This is a genomic window from Micromonospora sp. NPDC005254, assembly GCF_042872525.1.
GTDB lineage: Bacteria > Actinomycetota > Actinomycetes > Mycobacteriales > Micromonosporaceae > Micromonospora.
In genome coordinates this window covers 54,475-77,749 of record NZ_JBIAKM010000004.1, presented here as the reverse complement: position 1 = coordinate 77,749, position 23,275 = coordinate 54,475, and the positions used below count along the sequence as shown (strand labels likewise).

Annotated in this window: 22 protein-coding genes; 16 read left to right on the top strand and 6 right to left on the bottom strand. The window is 72.5% G+C overall.

Translation table 11 applies throughout. The features are described from left to right. Window positions 1–115: 115 nt before the first annotated feature. On the bottom strand, window positions 116–721 hold the full coding sequence (locus ACFYPR_RS13520; protein WP_387260623.1) for a DUF4240 domain-containing protein: 606 nt from the start codon (window positions 719–721) through the stop codon (window positions 116–118). 134 nt (window positions 722–855) lie between these two features. Between ACFYPR_RS13520 and ACFYPR_RS13515 the strand changes: the two genes are divergently transcribed. Together ACFYPR_RS13515 and ACFYPR_RS13510 are read left to right on the top strand one after the other, a co-directional pair. Next, the gene (locus tag ACFYPR_RS13515; RefSeq protein WP_387260133.1) at window positions 856–1,407 is read left to right on the top strand and encodes an RNA polymerase sigma factor; all 552 of its coding nucleotides are present in this window, start codon (window positions 856–858) and stop codon (window positions 1,405–1,407) included. Next, on the top strand, window positions 1,407–2,414 hold the full coding sequence (locus ACFYPR_RS13510) for a CU044_5270 family protein (RefSeq protein WP_354860407.1): 1,008 nt from the start codon (window positions 1,407–1,409) through the stop codon (window positions 2,412–2,414). Before ACFYPR_RS13515 ends, ACFYPR_RS13510 begins: the two co-directional genes overlap by 1 nt. Window positions 2,415–2,474: 60 nt before the next feature. Here the strand turns inward: ACFYPR_RS13510 and ACFYPR_RS13505 are convergent, their stop codons facing one another. After that, a complete protein-coding gene (locus ACFYPR_RS13505; RefSeq protein ID WP_387260130.1) occupies window positions 2,475–3,803 on the bottom strand; it encodes a hypothetical protein in 1,329 nt (442 codons plus the stop codon). Next, a complete protein-coding gene (locus ACFYPR_RS13500) occupies window positions 3,800–4,321 on the bottom strand; it encodes a SigE family RNA polymerase sigma factor (RefSeq protein WP_387260127.1) in 522 nt (173 codons plus the stop codon). Before ACFYPR_RS13500 ends, ACFYPR_RS13505 begins: the two co-directional genes overlap by 4 nt. Window positions 4,322–4,580: 259 nt before the next feature. On the opposite strand from ACFYPR_RS13500, the gene ssd reads away from it, so the two are divergent. From ssd to ACFYPR_RS13465, 7 genes are all read left to right on the top strand, one after another. Next, window positions 4,581–5,684 (top strand): septum site-determining protein Ssd, encoded by a 1,104-nt coding sequence (gene ssd / locus ACFYPR_RS13495; RefSeq protein ID WP_355065384.1) that lies wholly within the window; start codon window positions 4,581–4,583, stop codon window positions 5,682–5,684. Then, window positions 5,681–6,892 (top strand): TadA family conjugal transfer-associated ATPase, encoded by a 1,212-nt coding sequence (locus ACFYPR_RS13490; RefSeq protein WP_387260124.1) that lies wholly within the window; start codon window positions 5,681–5,683, stop codon window positions 6,890–6,892. Before ssd ends, ACFYPR_RS13490 begins: the two co-directional genes overlap by 4 nt. Further along, the gene (locus tag ACFYPR_RS13485) at window positions 6,889–8,052 is read left to right on the top strand and encodes a type II secretion system F family protein (RefSeq protein WP_387260122.1); all 1,164 of its coding nucleotides are present in this window, start codon (window positions 6,889–6,891) and stop codon (window positions 8,050–8,052) included. Before ACFYPR_RS13490 ends, ACFYPR_RS13485 begins: the two co-directional genes overlap by 4 nt. A gap of 347 nt (window positions 8,053–8,399) precedes the next feature. Beyond that, window positions 8,400–8,963 (top strand): type II secretion system F family protein, encoded by a 564-nt coding sequence (locus ACFYPR_RS13480; protein WP_387260620.1) that lies wholly within the window; start codon window positions 8,400–8,402, stop codon window positions 8,961–8,963. Between the two features lie 22 nt (window positions 8,964–8,985). Then, window positions 8,986–9,153 (top strand): DUF4244 domain-containing protein, encoded by a 168-nt coding sequence (locus tag ACFYPR_RS13475; protein ID WP_387260120.1) that lies wholly within the window; start codon window positions 8,986–8,988, stop codon window positions 9,151–9,153. A gap of 113 nt (window positions 9,154–9,266) precedes the next feature. Beyond that, on the top strand, window positions 9,267–9,581 hold the full coding sequence (locus ACFYPR_RS13470) for a TadE family type IV pilus minor pilin (RefSeq protein ID WP_387260617.1): 315 nt from the start codon (window positions 9,267–9,269) through the stop codon (window positions 9,579–9,581). After that, window positions 9,581–9,994, top strand: coding sequence for an Rv3654c family TadE-like protein (locus ACFYPR_RS13465; protein WP_387260117.1), 414 nt, complete (start codon window positions 9,581–9,583; stop codon window positions 9,992–9,994). The genes ACFYPR_RS13470 and ACFYPR_RS13465 overlap by 1 nt, the downstream gene beginning before the upstream one ends. A 219-nt stretch (window positions 9,995–10,213) precedes the next feature. On the opposite strand, the gene ACFYPR_RS13460 is transcribed toward ACFYPR_RS13465, so the two are convergent. The 3 genes from ACFYPR_RS13460 to ACFYPR_RS13450 all read right to left on the bottom strand — a co-directional run bounded on the left by ACFYPR_RS13460 (window position 10,214) and on the right by ACFYPR_RS13450 (window position 13,594). Then, a complete protein-coding gene (locus ACFYPR_RS13460) occupies window positions 10,214–10,792 on the bottom strand; it encodes a hypothetical protein (protein WP_355065448.1) in 579 nt (192 codons plus the stop codon). 120 nt (window positions 10,793–10,912) lie between these two features. Further along, window positions 10,913–11,116 carry a hypothetical protein gene (locus ACFYPR_RS13455; RefSeq protein ID WP_354860625.1) on the bottom strand — a complete coding sequence of 68 codons (204 nt, stop codon included), beginning with the start codon at window positions 11,114–11,116 and terminating at the stop codon, window positions 10,913–10,915. 99 nt (window positions 11,117–11,215) lie between these two features. Next, window positions 11,216–13,594, bottom strand: coding sequence for a DEAD/DEAH box helicase (locus tag ACFYPR_RS13450; protein ID WP_387260615.1), 2,379 nt, complete (start codon window positions 13,592–13,594; stop codon window positions 11,216–11,218). Window positions 13,595–13,782: 188 nt separating this feature from the next. Between ACFYPR_RS13450 and ACFYPR_RS13445 the strand changes: the two genes are divergently transcribed. The 7 genes from ACFYPR_RS13445 to ACFYPR_RS13415 all read left to right on the top strand — a co-directional run bounded on the left by ACFYPR_RS13445 (window position 13,783) and on the right by ACFYPR_RS13415 (window position 23,269). Continuing rightward, window positions 13,783–14,139 carry an STAS domain-containing protein gene (locus ACFYPR_RS13445; protein WP_355065451.1) on the top strand — a complete coding sequence of 119 codons (357 nt, stop codon included), beginning with the start codon at window positions 13,783–13,785 and terminating at the stop codon, window positions 14,137–14,139. Next, window positions 14,139–14,573, top strand: coding sequence for an ATP-binding protein (locus tag ACFYPR_RS13440; RefSeq protein ID WP_234584146.1), 435 nt, complete (start codon window positions 14,139–14,141; stop codon window positions 14,571–14,573). Before ACFYPR_RS13445 ends, ACFYPR_RS13440 begins: the two co-directional genes overlap by 1 nt. A gap of 381 nt (window positions 14,574–14,954) precedes the next feature. Beyond that, window positions 14,955–17,315, top strand: a complete 2,361-nt coding sequence (locus tag ACFYPR_RS13435; protein WP_354860623.1) for a sodium-translocating pyrophosphatase — start codon at window positions 14,955–14,957, stop codon at window positions 17,313–17,315. A gap of 102 nt (window positions 17,316–17,417) precedes the next feature. Next, entirely contained in the window at window positions 17,418–17,960 is a 543-nt protein-coding gene (locus ACFYPR_RS13430) for a hypothetical protein (protein ID WP_354860622.1), read from the top strand. After that, entirely contained in the window at window positions 17,951–18,700 is a 750-nt protein-coding gene (locus tag ACFYPR_RS13425; RefSeq protein ID WP_387260113.1) for a hypothetical protein, read from the top strand. Before ACFYPR_RS13430 ends, ACFYPR_RS13425 begins: the two co-directional genes overlap by 10 nt. Before the next feature lie 421 nt (window positions 18,701–19,121). Then, window positions 19,122–21,962 (top strand): type I DNA topoisomerase, encoded by a 2,841-nt coding sequence (gene topA / locus ACFYPR_RS13420; RefSeq protein ID WP_387260110.1) that lies wholly within the window; start codon window positions 19,122–19,124, stop codon window positions 21,960–21,962. Between the two features lie 80 nt (window positions 21,963–22,042). Continuing rightward, complete coding sequence (locus tag ACFYPR_RS13415) at window positions 22,043–23,269, top strand: CapA family protein (RefSeq protein WP_387260107.1); 1,227 nt, start codon at window positions 22,043–22,045, stop codon at window positions 23,267–23,269. Window positions 23,270–23,275: the final 6 nt, after the last annotated feature.

Genomic DNA, 23,275 nt, shown 5'->3' with positions numbered 1-23,275 from the left:
CGTGACCGCTGAGTGGTTCGGCTCGACCCCCCCGGAGCCGAACCGTCGACGACCCCCGTCTCCCCCCGACGGGGGTCGTCCCTTTCCATGGGAGCGCGCCACAGCAGCTGACCGGCTACTCCATCGCGAGTCGGCGGGCGCGGAACAGCTCGAGGAGCCGAGGCAGCCGCCTTCGCCACTCGTCCTCGTCGCGAAGGTCCCAGCGATCGTCGTCAGGCTCCGGGCTGGGCTCTGGCGGGGTCGCAGATCGCGTTGCCTCGACGGCGTCCCAGAAGGCCTCGGAGTTACCCGTCAGCTGCTCGTACGCCGTCTCCGCGGCGAACTGGAGAGCCTCGTCGCCGATCCACAGGTCGCGGCCTTCCGAAGCGCTTATCTGCCGCACGGCGGGATGGTCGGCGAGCGAGTCGGGGTCGCGCACAACCGACTCGAACGCTCTTCTGCCCAGACCGACAAGCCCGGCCTGGAAGTCGGAGAACCCGTCGTCGGAAAGGAACCCGTACTCGATGATCCAGCATGCCGCGCAGACATCCCAGGTGTCGGCCTGGTCCACCACCTCGTCGAGCACCTGGTCGAACGCGACGATGTGCGGCAGCGGGAGCCGCATCAGCTCCGCCACCAGGGCCTCGGCGACCGCGCTCGGCTGACCGTCGCGTCGGGGTTGGTCCGCCGCTGTGCCTGCCGCGGCTCGTGCCCGCTCCACGACACTCCAGAACTCGTCCACATGCACGGCCAGGAGTGTCCACGATGGGTCTGACAGGAGAGGGCGCTGGGACCACGAAAGCGATCCGGGCGGTAATCGTCGGGCCTCCCGCGACACAAGCCAGGGTGAGGGTCGCCGAGGCAATGGGGGTTCGGGTGGGTCCACCGGAGAAACGCGACGAGGGCTGGTTCACCAGCCTCTACGCCGCCGATTACGCACACATCGTCAGGTACGGCCTGCGTCGGCTCGCCGACTCCGAGGCGTCGGCCGAGCTCGCTCAGGAGGTCTTCGTCGTCGCGTGGCGTCGTCGCGGCGAGGTTCCGGACCGCAGCCTGCCCTGGCTGTACGGGGTGGCCCGCCGCGTGCTGGCGAACCAGTGGCGCTCCCGGCGTACCGCCCCCGACGTCGTGCCGATCACCGCCGCCGGGCTGGCGAGGGTGGCCGACTCGTCCGGCGCCGACACGAGCGTGGGGATCGCCGACGTCCGGGCCGCGCTGGCCACCCTCGGCGATCTCGATCAGGAGATCCTCCGGCTGATCGGCTGGGAGGAGTTGACGGTGTCCGAAGCGGCCCAGGTTCTCGGCTGCACCCGCGCGACCGCGGCGGTCCGTCTGCATCGCGCCCGCCGCCGTCTCAGCGAAGCGATGTCCGACCGGCCGGTTCCATCCCGGCGTCCGGTGCTGGCGACCACCCGAGAGGATCTGTGATGTTCGGAGCAGAGCGAACCCGTACCCTCCTCGGTCCGGCCGACCCCGCGCGCAGCGTCGCCGTCGCACCGCCGCCGGCCTCGGCGCGCGATCTGATCGACCGGGCCGACGCCACCGAGCCGGACGACGGGCCTCGTCGCGTACGCCCGACTCGCCGGCTGGTCCTGACGGCCGGGACGCTGGCGGTGGCGGCCGGCGCGGTGGCCGTCCTCCAGCCGTTCGATGAGCACAAGCCGGACAGTCCGGGAGGGCCCGGTGGCGCGGTGGGAACGGTGCTCGTGCCGGTCGCGTACCAGTTCGACGCCGACCCACCGGCGGCCGGCCCGCAGCTGCGCGCGCTGGCCAGCAAGATCAAGGACGCGGAGTACGACCTGCACGGCGGTCGCTACATGTACCACCACACGAAGGTGTGGGGCGATCCAGTGATGACCTCAGTCGATGGCCGTCACCACGTCGCGTTCGCCGGTGAGTCGAAGGTCTGGCAGGCCGCCGACGGGACCGGCAGCCAGATCAACACGCAGCTGGAGCCGCAGTACCCGGACCAGGAGTCTCGTGCCTACTGGCAGCGCAAACTCGGAGCGGGTCCAGCAGTCGGCGGCAATCCGGGGGCGATGATCCCCCTGCCGCCCATGGAGCTCACACCACCGCCGGCCGACCCGTCGCAGTTGCGCGAACTGCTCCAGGTCGAGTACGGCCCGGGTGCGGCGAGCAAGGAGGTCAGTACGCTCTACGCGCGGTACGTCGTGCCGCGTGCGACCCGGGCGGAAGTGCTGCGGGTACTCGCCGACGTGCCCGGTTTCCGCTGGCGGGGGCGGGTGACCGATCGCGCGGGCCGGGCTGGCGTGGCGGTCACCTTCGACGACCGCGAACACGACCAGCAGTCTCTGCTGATCTTCGACCCAAGGACGGGTGAGTTGCTCGCCCACGAGCTGCTGACGCTGGCCCCGGTGCGGATCAGCGCGTACCAGCTGATCCTGGACACGACCTGGACCGACCGGATCGGCTGACCACCGACGTCGGGGCCGCTCCCGAGGGAGCGGCCCCGACGTGTGTCCGCATCTCGCAAGTCAGGACGTGAGAGACACCGTGCTTACGGTGCCGCCGGTGGCGGTTACGCGTACCTCGGTGGCGGTGGGCGGCAGCAGCGCCGCGTCACGGCCGGCGTCGTGCCACTGGCCGGCGTCGCTCCGATAACTCAGCGCTGAGCCCTCGGCGGCAACGAGGATGCCCTGGTCGTCCGGCAGGCGCAGCCGGACCGGCAACGGCGCCGTCCAGTCGGCGAACGCGCTGGCCACGGCTTCGAGAGGAGCATCACCGCGTGCGAGCAGCGCAATGACGCGAGCGGGGTCGCTGTCGTACTGGATGCTCTGCAGGAGTAACCGTCGACCGTCGGCCGTCGCCCCGTAGACGTACAGCTCAGGGGCGTCTCCCGGGGCATGGAGGCCGGCAACATCGTCCCATGCGGCGAGAGCTTCGGGCCCGGCGCTGACCTCGTAAACGGACCGGTCGCCTTCGTATCGGGGATCACTGGGGTCGCCGCCCCACACCTGTTCGGCACCCGGCAGGGTTCTTTTGATTCGCTGTACGTCCCGGCGACCGCCTTCATTTGAAAAGAGGACGTCTGCGGCACCGAGGATCTGCACGGTGTTCCGTTCGCTCACGGGCGTGAAGGAGAGAGCGACGGTGACTTTCGTCTTCTGCGGGGGTATCCGCAGGATCGCCGCGCCGTCCTCGAATTTCACCGGCTGGTAGGTGCGGCTGATCCTGCCGTCCGGCGTGTACCGCAGTTCGGGCGAGAACTCCATCGGCTGCCCGCTGTCGAGGACGAGGAGCACGTCGCGCTCCGCCCCGAGCAATGCGGCCTGCGTACTACGCTGCCGTGGGTCGTCGGTGAGGGCTTCGATCGCCCTGACCTGTGGACCACCCCCGGTTGGCTCGACGAACGCCGCCCATCCGATGTGGTTGTCCCCCGCGCCCTCGTTCCGATCGGTCGTGCTGGCGTAAGCGACGTAGGCAGCAGGGCCGGCCGGCGTCCTTCCCGCCCACACGACGTGTGGGTCACCCGGCATCTGCGTATCGCCCGAGCGTTCCAGTTGCCGCCGCCATGCCGCACGGACCTGACGCAGGTACGCGTCGTCACCAGCCAGGTCGCCCTTGGTCGGTTCGTTGAACATCGGCGAGGTCACCTCGGGCGTGTCGCGCCAGACCGGGACCGTGAGCGCACCCCCCAGGGGGACAGCCACGACGGCGGCGCAGACGGCAGTCAGCGCGACCCGGAAGCGCCGGACTCGCCGCCGGCCGCCACGGCGCACATTTTCCAACAGGTCGGGTCGACCACTGAGGTGGCTGGTTGCCCGGTGCAGGACCTCCCGCACGTCGTGGTCACTCATGTTCACCGCAAACTCTCCCTTTCGATGGTGGACATGACGAGACCTGGCCCGGCAAGCGCCGTCCGCAGGCGAGCCAATCCGCGCGAGGTATGGCTCTTCACTGTTCCCTCGGAACAGCCCAGAGCTGCGGCAACGTCGGCGGTTGGGAGATCTTCCAGGTATCGGAGCACGACGGCCGCGCGTTGCCGAGCCGGTAGGTCGCGCAGTGCCGCGACGACCGCCCGGCGAAGCGCGATGTCGTCCGCGTGGTCCCGCGTGACAACGTCGTGGTCGTCCAAGGTCTGCTCGGGTCGCCGCCTACGTCTTCGCCACCGGTTGATCGATCGGTTGATCAGTGCACGTCGTGCGTAGGCCTCCGGACTGGCCTGCACGCGACGCCAGCGCACGTACATCTGCTCCAGAACCTCCTGCAGCAGATCCTCTGCGGCATGCCGATCGCCCGTCAGCAGGTAGGCGACACGCAACAGCGCACCCGAGCGTGTACGGACGAACTCGTCGAACTCCGCGCCCCGCGAATCTCGCATCTGACCTCCGGTCTCGTCATCAAGCAGGACACCGCGACACGTCCGCTGGTTTACCGGTGCGCGTCAGTTCGCGCGCGCGATGGGCCGATCCTGCTGGCGCAACAGTGACCTCGGCCCGCGCGCCTAGCAGATCAACTCTCTCCCCGGGCGTTGTCCACAGCACCCAAAGTTGTCCACAGGTGGCGTGCTCGGGCCGGTGCCCGGGGCCGATCGCGAGCAGGGTCAGCGGTGCATCTGATCCCGAGCGCTGGAGGCCGCGATGGCACCCCGTACCTCCGTTCCGCCGATCCGACGGCTCCCGCTGGTCGTCACAGGCGACGGCGACCTGCTCGACGACCTGCTCCGGCTCGCCGCCGCCGGCGGCACCGAGGTGGAGCTCGCCGCCGACCCGGCCGCAGCCCGCACCCGCTGGGGTCCCGCGCCGCTGGTGCTGCTCGGCGCCGACCAGGCGCAGGCGTGCCTGCGCGCCCGACTGCCGAAGCGGCCGCGGCTGGTGCTGGTCGGCTGGGCCAGCCAACTCGACCCCGGCTGGCAGATCGCCGAGCTGATCGGCGCCGAGCACGTCGCCGCACTGCCCGCCGCCGAGCCCTGGCTGGTGGACCGCCTGGCCGAGCAGGGCCCCGACCAGCCGGACGGCCCGGGTGCCCGGGTCGTCGCGCTGTTCGGCGGCCGGGGCGGTGCCGGGGCGAGCGTGCTCGCGGGCGGGCTCGCCGTGACCGCGGCGCGGGCCCGACTGCGCACCCTGCTCATCGACGCCGACCCGCTCGGTGGTGGCCTCGACCTCGTGCTGGGCTGGGAGCAGCTGGAAGGGCTGCGCTGGCCGTCGCTCACCGACGCGGACGGGCGGGTGGACGCGCCCGCGCTGGTCCACGCGCTGCCCAGCCGGGGCGACCTGGTGGTGCTCTCCTGGGATCGCGGCGAGATGCTGGCACTGCCCGCCGCCGCGATGGCGGCGACCGTCGACGCCGCGCACCGTGGCCGGGACTTCGTGGTGATCGACCTGCCCCGACAGTTGGACGACGCCGCCGTGGTCGCGTTGCAGGCAGCCGACCAGGCGTTCGTCGTCGTGCCGGCGGAGCTGCGTGCCACCGCGGCAGCCGCCCGGGTGGTGGCTGCGGCCGCCCCACACTGCGCCGCGCTCTCGGTGGTGGTGCGCGGGCCCGCCCCGGGCCGCCTGCGCGCCACCGAGGTGGCACGGGCACTCGGGCTTCCGCTCGCGGGCACGCTGCGCCCCGAACCCGGGCTCTGCCGGGGTCTCGAACGCGGCGAGGCGCCGGCGGCGGCCGGCAAGGGCCCGCTCGCCACTCTCTGCCGGCGGATCGTCGCGGACCTCACCGGCGTCCCCGCGACGGGTGCGGCATGAGCGGCCGGCCGGAGGACGCCACCTTCGCGGCCAGGGTGCGGCAGCGGATCGCCGCCGCCACCGACCCGGTCACTCCGGCGACGATCGTGTCTGCCGTACGCGCCGAGCCCACCGCGGCGGTGTTGGGCGACAACGCCGTACTGCGGATCGCCGACCGGGTGCACGACGACCTCGTCGGCGCCGGGCCATTGGCCCCGCTGCTGGCCGATCCGGAGGTGACCGACGTCCTGGTCAACGGTGTCCGCGTCTGGGTCGACCGGGGCGCGGGGCTGCACCAGGTGGCGGTCCCGGTGGGCTCGGTCGAGGACGTCCGCCGGCTGGCGCAGCGACTGATCGCCAGCGCCGGGCGGCGGCTCGACGACGGCTCCCCGTACGCGGACGCCCGGCTTCCCGACGGCACCCGACTGCACGCCGTGCTGCCGCCGGTGGCGACCGAGGGGCCCTACCTTTCCCTGCGGACATTCCGGCACCGCCCGTTCACGCTCGACGAGCTGGTGCGCCAGGGGACCGTGCCGCGGCCGGTGGCGCCACTGCTCGCCGCCGTCGTCGCGGCCCGACTGGCGTACCTGGTCACCGGTGGCACGGGCTCGGGTAAGACGACACTGCTCAACACGCTGCTCGGGTTGGTGCCGGCCACCGAGCGGATCGTCCTCGTGGAGGACGCCTCCGAGCTGCAACCGGGGCACCCGCATGTGGTCGGGCTCCAGGCCCGTACCGCCAACGTCGAGGGGACGGGCGTCGTCAGCCTCGGCGACCTGGTCCGGCAGGCGCTGCGGATGCGCCCCGACCGGTTGGTGGTCGGGGAGTGCCGGGGCGCGGAGGTGGTCGACCTGCTGGCCGCCCTGAACACCGGGCACGACGGCGGCGCCGGCACGCTGCACGCCAACACCCCGTCCGACGTGCCGGCCCGGCTGGAGGCGCTCGGCATGCTGGGCGGGCTGCCCCGCGCCGCGCTGCATGCCCAGGTGGTCGCCGCGCTCCAGGTGCTGCTTCAGGTACGCCGAGGAGACCAGGGTCGTGTCCTCGAGTCGATCTGTCTGCTGCTTCCCGAGGGGCCCGAGCGACTGGCCACCGTGGTGCCCGCCTGGGTACGTGGACGTGGGTTGGGGCTGGCCGCACGTACCTTCGGCACGCTGCTGCGAGACCGGGGCGTGGCGGTGCCCCCGATCCTCAGCGAGCCGTGGCCTGGATCGGCAGGCCCGGCATGACCGGCGGGACTGCGCTGGTGGTGGCGCTGCTGCTGGCCGCCGCGGCCCTGGTGGCCTGGCCTGTGCAGAGCGTCCGGGCACGCCGCCGCCGAGTGCTGGCACCGGGCCGTGGCACCACCGGCGCTGACCCGGACGACGCCCTGGTGGAATGGATCAGGGGCCTCGCTCGTGGGCAGGGCGGGCCGACTGATGAGCTCGGCGGCGGGTCGGCCTCGGCCCAGCCGGGTGCCCTCTCGTACCCGCCGGGCACGTCGGCGTCCAGCAGCGGGCGGGCGGTTGTCGCGTGGCTCACTCGGGACCTTGACGACAGCCCGAGCCGCCCGAGGGCGACCGGCGGCCCGGGGGGATCCACGCGACCGGCAGGCCCGGCACGTCCGCCGATCCGTCGGGATCCTCGCCGCCCGGCTGCCACTGCCCGGCCGGAGACCGAGACCCTGGTGGCCGTCGAGCATCCGGGCCACAGCCGGGTCGACCCGGCGGACCACCGCCTCATTGACCCGGCGGACGAAAAGGCCGGTGGGTCGTACGCGGCCCATCCGGTACGCGTGCGTCGGTCGCCGAGGCGTGTGCTGCTGCTGGTTGGCCTGGTGGGGGCAGGTGTCGGTGCCGTATCCGCCGGGCCGGTGGCCGCGGTCGCGGTGGCCGGCTACGGCACGCTGGCCGTGCGCGCCCTGCTCCGCTGGAGGACGAGCCGGCAGGCAGAGCTGGTTCGGCGGCGCGGCCTGGACCTGCTCTGCGGTCTGGCCGCCGACCTCCGGGCGGGCCTGCCCGTCCCGCCAACCCTGGAGATCGCCGCCGTCCAGGGGTCGGGCGGAGCGGACCGGCTTAGCGAGCTGACCTCGGCCGCCGTGCGGCTGGCGGACCGGACCGGCGCACCACTGGCCGAGCTGGTCGAGCGGATCGAGGCGGACGCCCGGGCGACCGACCGGGGCCTGGCCGCCGCAGCGGCACAGGCGGCGGGTGCCCGTGCCACGGCCTGGTTGCTGGCGGCCCTGCCGCTCGGCGGGATCGCGCTCGGCTACGGGATCGGGGTCGACCCCTTGGCGGTGCTCCTGCACAGCACGGTCGGTGGGGTCTGCGCGGTCCTCGCGGTCGCCCTGCAGATTGTCGGCCTGTTCTGGGCCGAGCGGCTGGGCGCGGCGTCGGGGCGGGCCGCCTGATGTCCCCGGTGCTGCTCGTGGTCGCCGGCCTGGTGGTCGCAGCCCTTCTCGTGGTGCCGCTGCGGCTGCGCCAGCGCGGCCCGGCTCGCCCACCCCGGCGGGTGACCCAGGGCGGCTGGCCGGGCCGGGACGGATGGCCGGGTCGGAACGGTGCCGTGCGCCCCGACGGCCTGGAGCGCCAGGCCGCCCCGGGCGGTTCGGAGCGCCCAGCCGGCTCGGCGGGTCGGCGCGGCTCGCTGGCTCGGGACGGCTCGCTGGCTCAGGGCGGCTCGCTGGCTCAGGGCGGCTCGGGTAGGGGCGGTGTGGAGAGGCGGCGGCGACCGGACGCGATCCGGCTCGCGGCAGGGATGGCCGGGCTCGCCGTGGCGGTGGTCGTCGGGGGCTGGTTCGGGCTGCTCGGTGCGGTTCCGACGGCAGTCCTGCTGGACGTGCTACTGCGGCGGATCGAGTCCCCGGCGGCGCGCGGCCGGCGACTCCGGGAGGCCGCCGACCTGCCGCTCGCCGCGGACCTGCTGGCGGCGGCGATGCGGGCGGGTGCGCCGGTGGACCGCTCGGTGCTGGCCGTGGCCGAGGCGCTGGACGGCCCGCTCGCCGGCCGACTGGCCCGGGTCGGCCGCACCCTGCTCCTCGGCGGTGGCCCGGCCGAGGCGTGGTCGGCGTTGGACGGAGTGCCGGGAGCGGACCGGATGGCCGCGGCGGCATTCCGCTCGGCCAACAGCGGCGCCGCGCTGGCCGGTGCGCTGACCCGTCTCGCTGATGACCTGCGGGCCGACCGGGCCACCGCCGCCGAGGCGTCCGCCCGCCGGGCTGGCGTACTCATCGTGCTGCCGCTGGGGCTGTGCTTCCTGCCCGCGTTCATTCTCGCCGGCCTGGTGCCGGTGATCGTCGCCGTCCTCGGCGACGTGCTCTGACCCATCGAGAAAGGAAAGACGCATGCGCAAACTCATCGTCCGACTCCGCGGCGACGACGGGATGAACACCGCCGAGTACGCCGTGGGCACGCTCGCCGCGGTGGCCTTCGCCGGGATTCTGTTGAAGGTGCTCACCTCCGGCAATGTCCAGTCGGCGTTGACCGCGGTCATCGACCGGGCGCTCAAGTGATCGGGCGCCGGCAGGTCGGCCATGGTCGGGAACCGGGTACCCCCGGGCGGGCGTGCGACGGTAGCTGGTGGGCCCACCTCGTCGGCGGCGACCGGGGCTCCTTCACCGCCGAGCTGGCGGCCGGCCTGCCGGCGCTCCTCCTGCTGCTGCTCGCCGGCCTGACCGCGGTCAACGCCGTCAGCACCCAGGCGAGTTGCCTGCACACGGCCCGGGAGGTGGCGTTGGCCGCCGCCCGGGGGGCCGACAGCGCAGATGGGGAGCGCGCGGCGCCACCGGGAGCAGAGGTGTCGGTGTCGATCGACGGCGACCAGGTGCAGGCGACGGTCCGCGCGCCCGTCCGCGCGCTGGGCGGCCGGCTACCACGGATCACCGTTGTCACGACAGCGGTCGCAGCCGTGGAACCAGGCGCCAGCGAGGGGAGTTGGTGATGCGGCATTCTGACGCTCGGTCGCGCGGGCACGGCCCGAACGATGAGCGACACGATGGCGGTCGACCGGACGCGGAGCGAGGTGGCGCCACCCTGCTACTGCTCGCGTTGGGACTGGTCTTCGTGCTGGTCGGGACGTTCGGTGCCGCCGTCGCCGCAGCGGGGATGGCGGCTCAGCGGGCGGCGGTGGCCGCTGATCTCGGTGCGCTGGCCGGCGCTGCCCGGGCGCTCGACGGCGACGCGGTGGCGTGCGCGTCCGCCGCGGACATCGCCCACCGCAACGCTGGCCGCCTGATCGACTGTCTCCTCGACGGGCTGGACGTGCTGGTGACCGTCGAAGTGGCGTTCACACCCCTTCCGGGCCTGGCCCGGGTCGCCGCGTCGACGGCCCGCGCCGGCCCGGTGCGCGGCTGAACAAGGCCCTGCTGGATACCACCGGGCTGGCCGGTGTCTTCGGGCCGCGGGTCGCGCCGATAGGTTGCGCCCGGCTGATCCGACCGCCGGGCTATCCGACCGCCGGGCTATCCGACCGCCGGGGCTATCCGACCGCGGCCGGCTGGCCGGGACAGGGTTGCGGGCCCTGTCCCGGCCAGCGGCCGAGGGGGTGGGTCGCTGGGTGCGAGCCGGGGTGCGTCAGCGGGACTGGAGCGCGTCGAGGGCGACGGCCATCGCGATGACGAGACGACGGTCGATCTGCGGGTTCTGCACCTCGACGATGTACTTGTCGCGCAGGCCCCACTTCTTCACCACGGAGAAGATCGGCTGACCACCGGCGGTGAAGTCGAAGTGGTACGGCAGCCAGGACAGCGAGTCGACGAACCGGCGCAGCAGTGCCACCGGCAGGCTGCGCTCCTGACCCGTCACCTGCGGCAGGCCGGCCTGCTCGACGTGCCAGGTGGAGCGGAGCAGCGACTGGGCGAAGTCCTTGCGGAACAGGCCGATCGCGTTGCCGGCCGCGTCGGTGACGTCGTACGTCGCGCCGAGGTCGATGCGCTGGCGGGCCTTGAAGCCGAGCAGGGGCTGCTGCTTGGAGTCGTCGGTGTAGATCGTCACCTGCTCCTTGAAGGCGAGCCGCTTCTGCTGCGCGAACGCCAGCAACTCGCCCTCGGTGCCGTCCGGCGCGACCGCCCGGACCTCGTACTGGTTGACCATCATCCGCAGCCGCTGGCGGATGTGGAACTGCTGCAGGGTCTGCAAGTTGTCGAGCTGCATGTGTTCTCCTCAGGGGGATGGTGCGCCGGAGTCTCGCACAGCCGGGCAACCACCGCCGGCCCGTGGCCCTGGCGCTCCCACCCCCGACCGGTCCGCCCCGCGGGACCGGCCCCGCGAAGGTCAGCGGCCGTCCACGGTCGCGCGCAACGACCAGGTGTTGAGCACCTGGTGGATGCTGCGCAGCCGTTCGTTGATCTGCTCCAGTCGTTCCGCCTGAGCCAGGGCGGCCAGCGCCGCCCCGAGTGCGATCTGCTGGTCGAGGGTGAGGTGGTCCTGGTCGATGGTGTAGAGCAGGTCGACGGTCTCAGCGATCGTGTCGGCCACGGCTTCTCCTCGGGCGCGGGGGCTAACTGGAACACAAGCATCGATGGAAGCGCTCCCATGTCATTGTGCCCAGTGCCATCGGGATTCATGCAAGGTGCCTCAGGCGGGCAGATTCTCCAGCACCACGTCGAGCACCCGGATCGCGTCCGGCTTGGATAGCGGATTGTTGCCGTTGCCGCATTTCGGCGACTGCACGCAGGACGGGCAGCCGGTCTCGCAGCCGCACTCCGCGATGGCGTCCCGCGTGGCGCGCAGCCACGCTGACGCCGTCCCGTAGGCCCGCTCGGCGAAGCCGGCGCCGCCCGGGTGCCCGTCGTAGACGAAGACCGTCGGCGCCTCGGTGTCCGGGTGCAGGGCGGTGGAGAGCCCGCCGATGTCCCACCGGTCGCACGTCGCCATCAGCGGAAGCAGGCCGATCGCGGCGTGTTCGGCGGCGTGCAGCGCACCCGGCACGTCGGCCTGCTGGACCCCTGCGGAGGCCAGCGACCGCGGTGACAGCGTGAACCAGACCGCCACCGTGCGCAGCTCCCGGGTGGGCAGGTCGAGCGGCCGGGTGTCGATCACCTCGCCGGTGGCGATCCGGCGCCGCTGGTACGACACGACCTGGCTGGTCACGTCCACCTCGCCGAGGAACATCCCGACCGGCCCGGCGTCCACGTAGGAGCGCACCGACACCACGGACAGGTCCGTGACGTCCCGGGCGTGGGTGGACCAGTCCGGCTCCTCGACGTGCACCAGCGCGCAGCCGTCGGCCAGGTCGAGGTCGTCGACCACGTACGAGATGCCCTGGTGCAGGTAGACCGCGCCGGGGTGGAGCAGGAAGTGCGACGAGCCGCCGTCGACCGTGCCGAGCAGCCGACCGGTGGCCGACTCCACCACGCAGACCGGGGCGCCGCCCTCGCCGCGCAGGTCCACCTCGGGGCGCTCGCGGTGCCGCCAGTACCAGCCGGTGGGCCGCTGCCGCAGCGCGCCCGCCTCGACCAACTGGTCGATGGCCTCCTTCGCCCCGTCGCCGAAGAGCGCCAGATCGGCCGGGGTGAGTGGCGCCTCGGCGGCCGCGCAGGCCAACTGCGGCGCCAGCACGTACGGGTTGGCCGGGTCGAGCACCGTTGCCTCGACCGGCGCACCGAAGATCGCCTCCGGGTGGTGCACCAGGTAGGTGTCCAGCGGGTCGTCCCGCGCCACCAGCACGGCGAGGGCCTCCTGCCCGGACCGCCCGGCGCGGCCCGCCTGCTGCCACAGTGACGCCCGGGTGCCCGGATAGCCGCAGATCAGCACGGCGTCCAGACCGACCAGGTCCACGCCCAGCTCCAGCGCGTTGGTGGAGGCCAGACCGAGCAGGTCACCGTGCAGCAGGGCACGTTCCAGCTCGCGCCGCTCCTCGCGCAGGTAGCCGCCCCGGTAGGCGGCGACCCGGCCACCGAGCCCTGGGACCGCGTCGTCCAGCGCCCGGCGCGCGTTGGCCGCCACCACCTCGGCGCCCTTGCGGGACCGCACGAACGCGAGCGTGCGTACGCCCTCGGCGACCGTGTCGGCGAGCAGGTCCGCGGTCTCCCGCAGCGCCGACCGGCGGACCTGGACGAGGTCCGTGGTGGCGTCGTGGTCGCCGGCCGCCTGCGCGGGCACCGTAGGAGCGGTCGAGTCGGGTGGGAGCAGCGGCGGCTCCCAGAGCGCGAAGGTCACCCCGCCGCGCGGTGAGGCGTCCTCGGTGACCGCCGTCACCGGCAGACCGGTCAGTCGGCCGGCGGCGGTCGCGGGGTCGCCGGAGGTCGCCGAGGCGAGCACGAACACCGGGGTGGCACCGAAGCGGGCGCACTGCCGGCGCAGTCGGCGCAGTACGTGCGCCACGTGCGAGCCGAACACACCCCGGTAGGTGTGGCACTCGTCGATCACCACGTACGCGAGGCGGCGCAGGAAACCGGACCACTGGGCGTGGCCGGGCAGGATGCCGTGGTGCAGCATGTCGGGGTTGGTCAGCACGAAGCGGGAGTGCCGGCGGATCCACTCCCGTTCGGCACGCGGCGTGTCCCCGTCGTAGCAGGCGGGGCGTACCCCCTCCAGTTCCAGGCCGGCGACGGCCCGCAGCTGGTCGGCGGCGAGGGCCTTGGTCGGCGCCAGGTAGAGCACGGTGGCCCGAGGGTCGGCGAGCAGCGTGGCCAGCGCCGGGAGCTGGTACGCCAGCGACTTGCCGGACGCGGTGCCGGTGGCGACGATCACGTGGCCGCCGTCGTACGCCAGGGTGGCCGCCTCGGCCTGGTGCTGCCAGGGCGCGACCACGCCGCGGCGGGCGAACGCCGCCCGCAGCTCCGGCGGCGCCCACGCCGGCCAGGGGGCGGGCACCCCGACCCGGGCCGGCACCCGCTCGACGTGGGTGACCGGGTCGCCGGCACCCCGGGCGCGCAGCCGGCGCAGCAGGTCGACCGGCGCTGGTCCGGGGTCGTGGCCTGCGGATACGGTGGGCGCGGCGGACGACTCCAGGTCACGGCGCGGCGTAGGACGCGCCGAGATGAAGTCGTTGGAGGTCACGTCCTGCACTCTCGCACTGGTGTTCGGAGATGAAAAGCCGGGGCCGGGGGTAAGGGGAAGCCTCCGCCGGTGACCGCAGGGTGCCCCGGCGGTAGTGGTTAGATGCCCAGGAGAGTTTACGGCTCTGGCGAGGAGGACCGATGGAGCTGTCGTTGGCGACGCGCACCGTGGGCGAGCACACGGTGCTCGAGGTCGGCGGTGAGGTGGACGTCTACACCGCGCCCCGGCTCCGCGAACGACTCCTCGAGCTGATCGACGGTGGCGCCCGGCACGTGGTCGTGGATCTCGGGCGGGTGGACTTCCTCGACTCCACCGGGCTGGGCGTGCTGGTGGGCGCGCACAAGCGGCTGCGGGCGGCCGGCGGCTCGTTCGCCCTGGTCTGTGACAAGGAGCCGCTGCTCAAGATCTTCCGGATCACGGCGCTGGACCAGGTGTTCCCGTTGCACCCCACGGTCGAGGCGGCGGTCGGTGCGGGCCCGACCGGCGCCAACGCGTGATGGCGACGGTCCGGCTCTCCTTCTCCCCGGCGCCGGTGCACGTGCGTACCGCCCGACTGGTCGGCGTCGCCGTCGCCCGGCGTGCCGGTGTCCGCGAGGATCTGCTGGACGAGGTGCGCCTGGCCATCGGTGAGGCGTGCACCCGGGCGGTCGCCCTGCACCGGCAGTACGGCCTGGCCGATCCGGTGCTGGTGGAGATGTCCGACGGCGGCACGTACGCGGTGCGGGTGGTGGACCGTGCGCCGATCGAGGCCGGCATCGGGCTGGCGGCGTTGCCGCCGGACGAGTTGGCCAACGAGTCACTGACCGACGAGGCGTTGACCACGGGCGTCGGGTTCGCCCTGCTCGCGGGCTTCGTCGAGGACCTGCAGGTGCGCCCGGTCGACGAGGGCATCGGCACCGAGGTGCGGATGGTGTGGCCGGTCGGCCGCTGACCCGAGGAAGCGCCGAAGAAGGCCGAGCAGCGCCGAAGAAGGCCCAGCACTGTTGAAGAAGGCCGAGAACTGCTGAAGAAGGCCGCATCCCCGCCGGGGGTGCGGCCTTCTCGTCATGGATCGGGTCCTATATCAGATTTCGTTTCATAACACAGCGACGAAGATCATCGAGACACGGTGCCACCTCGGTGTGACCTCGAACACTGTGGAGGGCTACAGTACCCGGGTTGTCAGCAAGTGATCCAACCCGCAGCCAGCGGGTATGGGTGGTCATCGCTGGTCCGCTGGGGTGGGTTGGCGCGCGCTTGCGAGTCCGCATCCAGGCGTCGACCGGTGCGTCTCCACCCGTCGACGCGAGTGTTCGGTAACAGGAGGACACAGATGTCCGAGACCTTGGCCGCCGATGGCGGCGGGCTTTCCCTTACCGGAAGCAATGTCACATACGTCGTCATCGCCGCGGTCATCGCGCTGGTGGCGCTCGTCTTCGCCGCCGCGCTGACGAAGACGGTGCTGGCAGCCGGCAAGGGCACCACGAATATGCAGGAGATCTCGGGGGCGGTCCAGGAGGGCGCCTCGGCCTACCTGCTCCGCCAGTTCCGCACCTTGGCGATCTTCGTCGTCGTCGCCGTGGTGCTGCTCTTCCTGCTGCCGGTGCACGACACCGACGGCAGCGAGATGGCCGTGAAGCTCGGCCGCTCGCTCTTCTTCGTCGTGGGCGCCGTGTTCAGCGCGTCCATCGGCGGCGCCGGCATGTGGCTGGCGACCCGCGCCAACCTGCGCGTGGCCGCCGCCGCCCGGGAGCGACAGGGTGGCCGCGAGGCGGCCATGAAGATCGCCTTCCGGACCGGCGGCGTGGTCGGCTTCCTCACCGTCGGCCTCGGCCTCTTCGGCGCCGCGCTCGTCGTCCTGGTCTACCGGGGTGACGCGCCCACGGTGCTGGAGGGCTTCGGCTTCGGCGCCGCGCTGCTGGCGATGTTCATGCGGGTCGGCGGCGGCATCTTCACCAAGGCCGCCGACGTCGGCGCCGACCTGGTCGGCAAGGTCGAGCAGGGCATCCCCGAGGACGATCCGCGCAACGCCGCCACCATCGCCGACAACGTGGGCGACAACGTCGGTGACTGCGCCGGCATGGCCGCCGACCTCTTCGAGTCGTACGCGGTGACGCTGGTCGCCGCGCTGATCCTCGGCCGCGCCGCCTTCGGCGAGGACGGTCTGGTCTTCCCGCTGATCATCTCCACCATCGGCGTGCTGGTCGCCATCGTCGGCGTCTTCATCACCCGGCTGCGCGCCTCCGACCGCAGCGGCCTCACCGCGATCAACCGGGCCTTCTACATCTCCGCCGTGATCTCCGCGGTGCTGGTGGCGATCGCCGCGTACGCGTACCTGCCGGCGACCTTCGCCGAGCTGGAGGGTGGCCTCACCGACGTCGACCGCAACCCGCGACTGGTGGCCATCGGCGCGGTCGTGATCGGCATCGTGCTGGCCGCGGCGATCCAGGCGCTGACCGGGTACTTCACCGAGACCAACCGCCGGCCGGTGCAGGACATCGGCAAGAGCTCGCAGACCGGCGCCGCCACGGTGATCCTCGCCGGCATCAGCATCGGGCTGGAGTCGGCGGTCTACTCGGCGCTGCTGATCGGCGCCGGCGTCTTCGGGGCGTTCCTGCTCGGCGGCAGCTCCATCACGCTGTCGCTGTTCGCGGTGGCGCTGGCCGGCACCGGCCTGCTCACCACGGTCGGCGTCATCGTCGCCATGGACACCTTCGGGCCGATCTCCGACAACGCCCAGGGCATCGCCGAGATGTCCGGCGACATCGACGAGCACGGCGCGCGGACGCTCACCGAGCTGGACGCGGTCGGCAACACCACCAAGGCGATCACCAAGGGCATCGCGATCGCCACGGCGGTGCTGGCGGCGACCGCGCTGTTCGGCTCGTACACGGACACCCTGAAAGCCGCGTACGGGGACGCGAAGGTGAGCAACGTCGAGGCAGAGATCCTCAACGCGCTTAACCTGGCCAACCCGCGCAACCTGGTCGGCCTGATCATCGGTGCGGCGGTCGTCTTCCTCTTCTCCGGGCTGGCCATCAACGCGGTGTCCCGCTCGGCCGGCGCCGTGGTGATGGAGGTGCGCCGGCAGTTCCGTGAGCTGCCCGGCATCATGGACCGCACCCAGCGCCCGGAGTACGGCAAGGTCGTCGACATCTGCACCCGGGACGCGCAGCGCGAGCTGATGACCCCCGGTCTGCTCGCCATCCTGGCGCCGATCGCGGTCGGCTTCGGCCTCGGGCCCGGCGCGCTGGCGGCGTACCTCGCCGGCGCGATCGGGGCCGGCACCCTGATGGCGGTCTTCCTGGCCAACTCCGGTGGCGCGTGGGACAACGCCAAGAAGCTGGTCGAGGACGGCGCGTACGGCGGCAAGGGTTCCGAGGCGCACGCCGCCACGGTCATCGGCGACACCGTCGGTGACCCGTTCAAGGACACCGCCGGCCCGGCGATCAACCCGCTGATCAAGGTGATGAACCTGGTCTCGCTGCTGATCGCGCCCGCCGTGGTGGCGTACAGCGTCGGTGACGACCGCAACGTCGCACTGCGGGTGGGCATCGCGCTGGTCGCGACGCTGATCATCGTGGCGTCGGTGGTCTTCAGCAAGCGCAAGGGCATCGCGATGGACGACTCCGACGCCGGTGGCAACACCGGCGCGGGCAGCGCCGACCACCGGCCGGAGACGGTCAACGCCTGAGCGACACCGGCACCGGAGTCCCCGCTCGACGTACCTGTCGGGCGGGGACCCCGGCCATCCGGACCGGTGCCACGCCTGGCCGGAGGCCGTACGCTGCAACGCATGCGTACGTGCCGGGCGTCTGCCGCCGGAAAGCTCACGGTGGTCCTGGCCACGCTCGTCGTCGTCCTCTCCGGCTGCGGTGGTGGGCCCAGCCCGCGGGCCTGGGCGGCGTCGGTCTGCGGCGCGCTCACGCCGTGGCGCTCCGAGATCAGCAAGTTGACCAGCAGCACCGATCAGCAGATGACGGCGCAGACCACTCCGGCGCAGGCCAAGGAGAACCTGGTGCGGCTCTTCGGTGGCGCGGAGCAGGCCAGTGAGACCGCGCGCCGCAAGGTCGAGCAGGCCGGCGTCCCGGAGACCGACAACGGCGAGGCCGTCTCGGCCGGGTTCCGCAGCTCGCTGAGCAAGATGCGGGACGCCTACGGCCGGGCCCGGGACACCATCGAGGGGTTGGGCACCGGCGAGCCGGACGCCTTCTACGACGGCGTGCGGGCCGCCGTCGAGACGCTGAACAAGGAGTACGACGCCAGCGCTCTGGACACCAGCCAGCTCAACTCCGAGGAGTTGAAACAGGCCTTCGACGAGGTGCCGGAGTGTCGCTGAACGGGCTCGGTGACTCTCCGGCGGCGCAGTCGCTGCCGGCGCTGTTCCCCGCACCCGAGCCCGATCCGCCGGACACCGGCCCGGCGACGTCGGGTGCCAGCCGGCGACGCGGCGGCCCGGCCCGATCGGAGTCGAGTCGTCCCGGGCCGCCGCACGCCGACGACGCGGGGCGGCAACTGGTCTTCTTCGGCGCGGATGCCGCCGAACCGGCGGTCGCCGATCTGGCCGGGTTGCTGGCCGGGCCGGGCGAGGTGGTCCGGATGGGCGGCACCGCCCGGCTCGCGGTGCGGGTGGACGCCGCCTGGCGGGTGCACGTGCTCGTCGCCGAACTGGCGCTGCGCGGGCTGGCCGCGAGCTGGGAGCCGACCGAGGACGAGCGACACACCGTCCGGACGTCGTACACCCGGCTGTTGAAGCCGCTCGCGGTCGCCTGGCTGCACGGCCCGGCGAAGCGCCCGCCGGCCGTCTTCCACCTGACCGGCCGGCGGCTGCGGCTCTGGCTCGCCGCCGCCGGGACGCCGGAACCGCCCAGCGGCTTCCTGCTGCGGCTCGGCGAGGGCGACCAGGAGTCGTGGGACGCGATCGGCGCCGCCCTCGCCGCCGCAGGCCTGGCCGGCACGTTGCTCGGCCCCGGCGAGGGCGGCCCGGCGTACCGGATCACCGGCCGGCGCCGGTTGGCGCGGCTCGCCGAGCTGGTCGGCCCACCGCCACCGGCGGCGCCAACGGACGCCTGGCCCTGACCGTGGTTCCGCCGCTCGTCGGCGTCGATCTTGGAGTTGTGGTGGTGGACGTACTTCTCTTTCGGGGCCTAAACGCCCACCACAACCCCATGATCGATGTGAGCGGGGGTGGCGCGGGGTGAGGGCGGGTGCGGTGTCTGGTGTTGGACAGCTGGGCTTGAATGGGCCGGTTGGGGTCCGCCATCGTCACAGTGACCCGCTTCTAGCCCTACTCACGGTGTACGGTGGCGCCGTCCGGCAGTGCCGAGCACGGCGGGGCGGGAGTTGACCGCCGCGCCGCAGCGGATTGCCGCCCGCGAAACCCGAAACGCGGACGGCGCGTTACGTTGGACATCCGGACCGCCGGTGCCGCGGCGGGGTCGAGAGCGGTCGCTGTCGTAGGCGCCGGCAGGCCACGAGCAGGAGTGAGGTCGACAGAGACGTGCCGAGCAAAGCTGGAACCACCCGTCTGGTCATCGTCGAGTCACCGGCGAAGGCCAAGACGATCTCGGGCTACCTCGGCCCGGGGTACGTCGTGGAGGCCAGCTTCGGTCACGTCCGCGACCTGCCGCGCAACGCCGCCGACGTGCCGGCGAAGTACAAGGGCGAGTCCTGGGCCCGCCTCGGGGTGGACGTGGACAACGGCTTCCACGCCCTCTACGTCGTCTCCGCCGACCGCCGGCAGCAGATCAGCAAGCTGGTGAAGCTCGCCAAGGAGGTCGACGAGATCTTCCTGGCCACGGATGAGGACCGCGAGGGCGAGGCGATCGCCTGGCACCTGGTCGAGACGCTCAAGCCCAAGGTGCCGGTCAAGCGGATGGTCTTCCACGAGATCACCAAGCCGGCGATCCAGGCGGCGGTGGCCAACCCCCGGGAGATCGACCGCGACCTGGTCGACGCCCAGGAGGCGCGCCGGATCCTCGACCGGCTCTACGGCTACGAGGTCTCCCCGGTGCTGTGGAAGAAGGTCATGCCGCGGCTCTCGGCCGGCCGGGTGCAGTCCGTGGCGACCCGCATCGTGGTCGAGCGGGAGCGGCAGCGGATGGCCTTCCGCACCGCCGAGTACTGGGACATCCTGGCCACCCTCGCCGTGGCGAACGCCGGCGAGGGTCCGCGAAACTTCAACGCCACCCTGATCGCGCTGAACGGCGACCGGATCGCCACCGGTAAGGACTTCGAGCCCACCACGGGTCGGGTCCGGGCCGGCGCTGGCGTGGTCCACCTGGACGAGGGCGGTGCCCGAGGGCTCGCGGCCCGCCTCGACGGGCGGCCGTTCACCGTCACCCGGGTCGAGGAGAAGCCCTACCGCCGTCGCCCGTACGCGCCGTTCATCACCTCGACCCTCCAGCAGGAGGCGGCCCGCAAACTGCGGCTGTCCTCGCAGCAGACGATGCGTACCGCGCAGCGGCTCTACGAGAACGGCTACATCACCTATATGCGTACCGACTCGGTGAACCTGTCGGAGACCGCCATCTCGGCGGCCCGCCGGCAGATCGTCGAGCTGTACGGCGAGCGCAGCGTTCCGCCGGAGCCGCGCCGCTACACCGGCAAGGTGAAGAACGCGCAGGAGGCGCACGAGGCGATCCGCCCGGCGGGGGACAACTTCCGTACCCCGGGCGAGGTGGCCAAGGAGCTGTCCGCCGAGGAGTTCAAGCTCTACGAGCTGATCTGGCGGCGGACCATCGCCTCGCAGATGACAGACGCCGTCGGTTCCAGCGTGTCGGTGCGCATCCGCGCGGTCTCCACCTCCCAGGAGGAGGCCGACTTCGGCGCGACCGGCAAGACCATCACCGACCCGGGCTTCCTGCGCGCCTACGTCGAGTCCAGCGACGACGAGAACGCCGAGGCCGAGGACGCCGAGCGCCGGCTGCCCACCCTGGTCAAGGACCAGCCGCTGACCGCCGACGAGTTGGCCGCGCAGGGCCACCACACCCAGCCGCCGTCGCGCTACACCGAGGCGTCGCTGGTCAAGGCCCTGGAAGAGCTGGGCATCGGCCGCCCGTCCACCTACGCGTCGATCATGCAGACGATCCAGGACCGGGGGTACGTCACCAAGCGCGGCCAGGCGATGATCCCCACGTTCCTGGCCTTCGCGGTGATCGGGCTGATGGAACGGCACTATCCCCGCCTGATCGACTACGACTTCACTGCCACCATGGAGAACGAGCTGGACGAGATCGCCGGCGGTGACCACGCCGCGGTCGACTTCCTCACCGCGTTCTATTTCGGCAGCTCCAACGGTGCCGGTGACCAGGACATCGCCCGTTCCGGCGGCCTCAAGAAGCTGGTCACCGAAAACGTCAGCGAAATCGACGCCCGCAGCGTCAACTCCATCCCGCTCTTCACCGACGACGACGGGCGCGAGGTCGTCGTGCGGGTCGGCCGGTACGGGCCGTACCTGCAACGGGAGCTGCCCGGCGGCGAGCAGCCGGCACCGGCTGCCGAGGGTGAGGAGGGCGGCACCCAGGGTGACCGGGCGCCGATCCCCGAGGGCCTGGCCCCGGACGAGCTGACCCCGGAGAAGGTGCACGAGCTGTTCCTCGGCGGCAGCGGCGAGCGCAAGCTCGGCGACGACCCCGCCACCGGCGAGCCGATCGTGCTCAAGTCCGGCCGCTTCGGCCCGTACGTGTCCAGCGGCGAGCGGAAGTCGTCGCTGCTGCGCTCGCAGACACCGGACTCGCTCTCCCTGGAGGAGGCGCTGCGGCTGCTCAGCCTGCCCCGGCTGGTGGGCGTCGCGCCCGACGGGGTCGAGGTGTTCGCCAACAACGGTCGCTATGGCCCGTACGTGAAGCGCGGCGAGGAGTTCCGCTCGCTGGAGTCCGAAGAGCAGATGTTCACGGTCAGCCTGGACGAGGCGTTGGCCCTGCTGGCCGCTCCGAAGACCCGGGGTCGGCGGGCCGCCGCGCCGCCACTGCGGGAGATGGGCGTCGACCCGCTGACCGAGAAGCCACTGGTGATCAAGGATGGGCGTTTCGGCCCGTACGTGACCGACGGTGAGTTCAACGCGTCCCTGCGGCGCGGGCAGACCCCGGAGGCGTTGAGCCTCGAGGAAGCCTCGGAGATGTTGGCCGAGAAGCGTGCCAAGGGCCCGGCGCCGCGCAAGAAGGTGGCGGCGAAGAAGGCTCCGGCGAAGAAGGCCACGGCGACCAAGAAGACGGCCGCCGCCAGCAAGTCCACCGCCGCGAAGAAGACCACCACCGCCAAGGCGACGGCGGCCAAGAAGGCGGCCCCGGCGAAGAAGGCGGCCCCGAAGAAGGCCGCCGCCAGGCCCGCCGAGGAGTGACGATCACCGACCCCTGTCCCTAATGGATGAAATGTCCTATTTGGGATAGGGGGTTGGTGGAGGTTCCCTAACGTGAGGGGATGTTCGCCACCACTGCCACGCGTCGCCGTGTTCTCGTCGGCGCCTCGGCGGGAGCGTTGCTGCTTGCCGTGGCCGCGGTCGGCTCTTGGGCGATGGATGCCGAGAGTTCCGGGCCGGCCGGGGCCACCGCGTCGCACGCTCCCCCGCGGACCGTCGCCCCCGGGCCGTCCACCGGGCCCACCCGGGATCCGGCCAACCGGCGGACCGTGCGACTCGTCGCCGCGGGTGACGTTCTGATCCATCCAGCGGTGACTGACCAGGCGCGCCGGGACGGTGCCCGTGCCGGCGGCATGGATTTCGCCCCGATGTTCGCCGGGGTCGCCCCGGCGGTCCGCGGCGCCGACCTGGCGCTGTGCCACCTCGAGACGCCACTGGCCGATCCCGCCGGCCCGTTCGCCGGCTATCCGTCGTTCAACGCGCCCCCGCAGGTGCTCGACGGGCTGCGCGCCACCGGATTCGACGGCTGCTCGACCGCCTCCAACCACACCCTCGACCAGGGCGCCGACGGGGTGGCCCGGACCATCCGCGCCCTCGACGCCGCCGGGCTGGGGCACACCGGCAGCGCCCGCAGCGCCGCCGAAGCGGCCCGGCCCCGGATCTACCAGGTCGGCGACGTCCGCGTCGCCCACCTGGCGTACAGCCTGAACTTCAACGGGCTGAGCCGCCCCCCGGGCAAGCCGTGGCTGGCCAACCTGATCGATCCGCCCGAGATCCGCGCCGCCGCCCACAAGGCGCGCGCCGCCGGTGCCGACATCGTCGTGCTCAGCCTGCACTGGGGTACGGAGTATCAGCACCTGCCGGACGCCGACCAGCGGGCCTGGGCCCAGCAGCTGATCTCGTCGCCCGACGTGGACCTCATCCTGGGCCATCACGCCCACGCGGTGCAGCCGTTCCGGCGCTTCGGCGACAAGTGGGTGGTCTTCGGCATGGGCAACGAACTGGCCCGGCACGAGGAGCCGATCGACGACAACCGCGAGGGTGTGATGGCCCGGGCGACCTTCACCGAGACCGCCCCGGGGCGCTGGACGGTGACCCGGATGGAGGCACTGCCAACCTGGACCGACCTGGCACCGGCCCTCCGGCTGGTCGACCTGACCGCAGCGCTTGCCGACCCGGGCACCCCGCCAGGTCTGCGGGGCGACTACCGGGCGGCGTACCAGCGGGTGCTCGGCTACGTCCGGGCTCTCGGTGCCGGCACGGACCAGGTGGAGGCGTCGGGCGGCTGAGCGCCG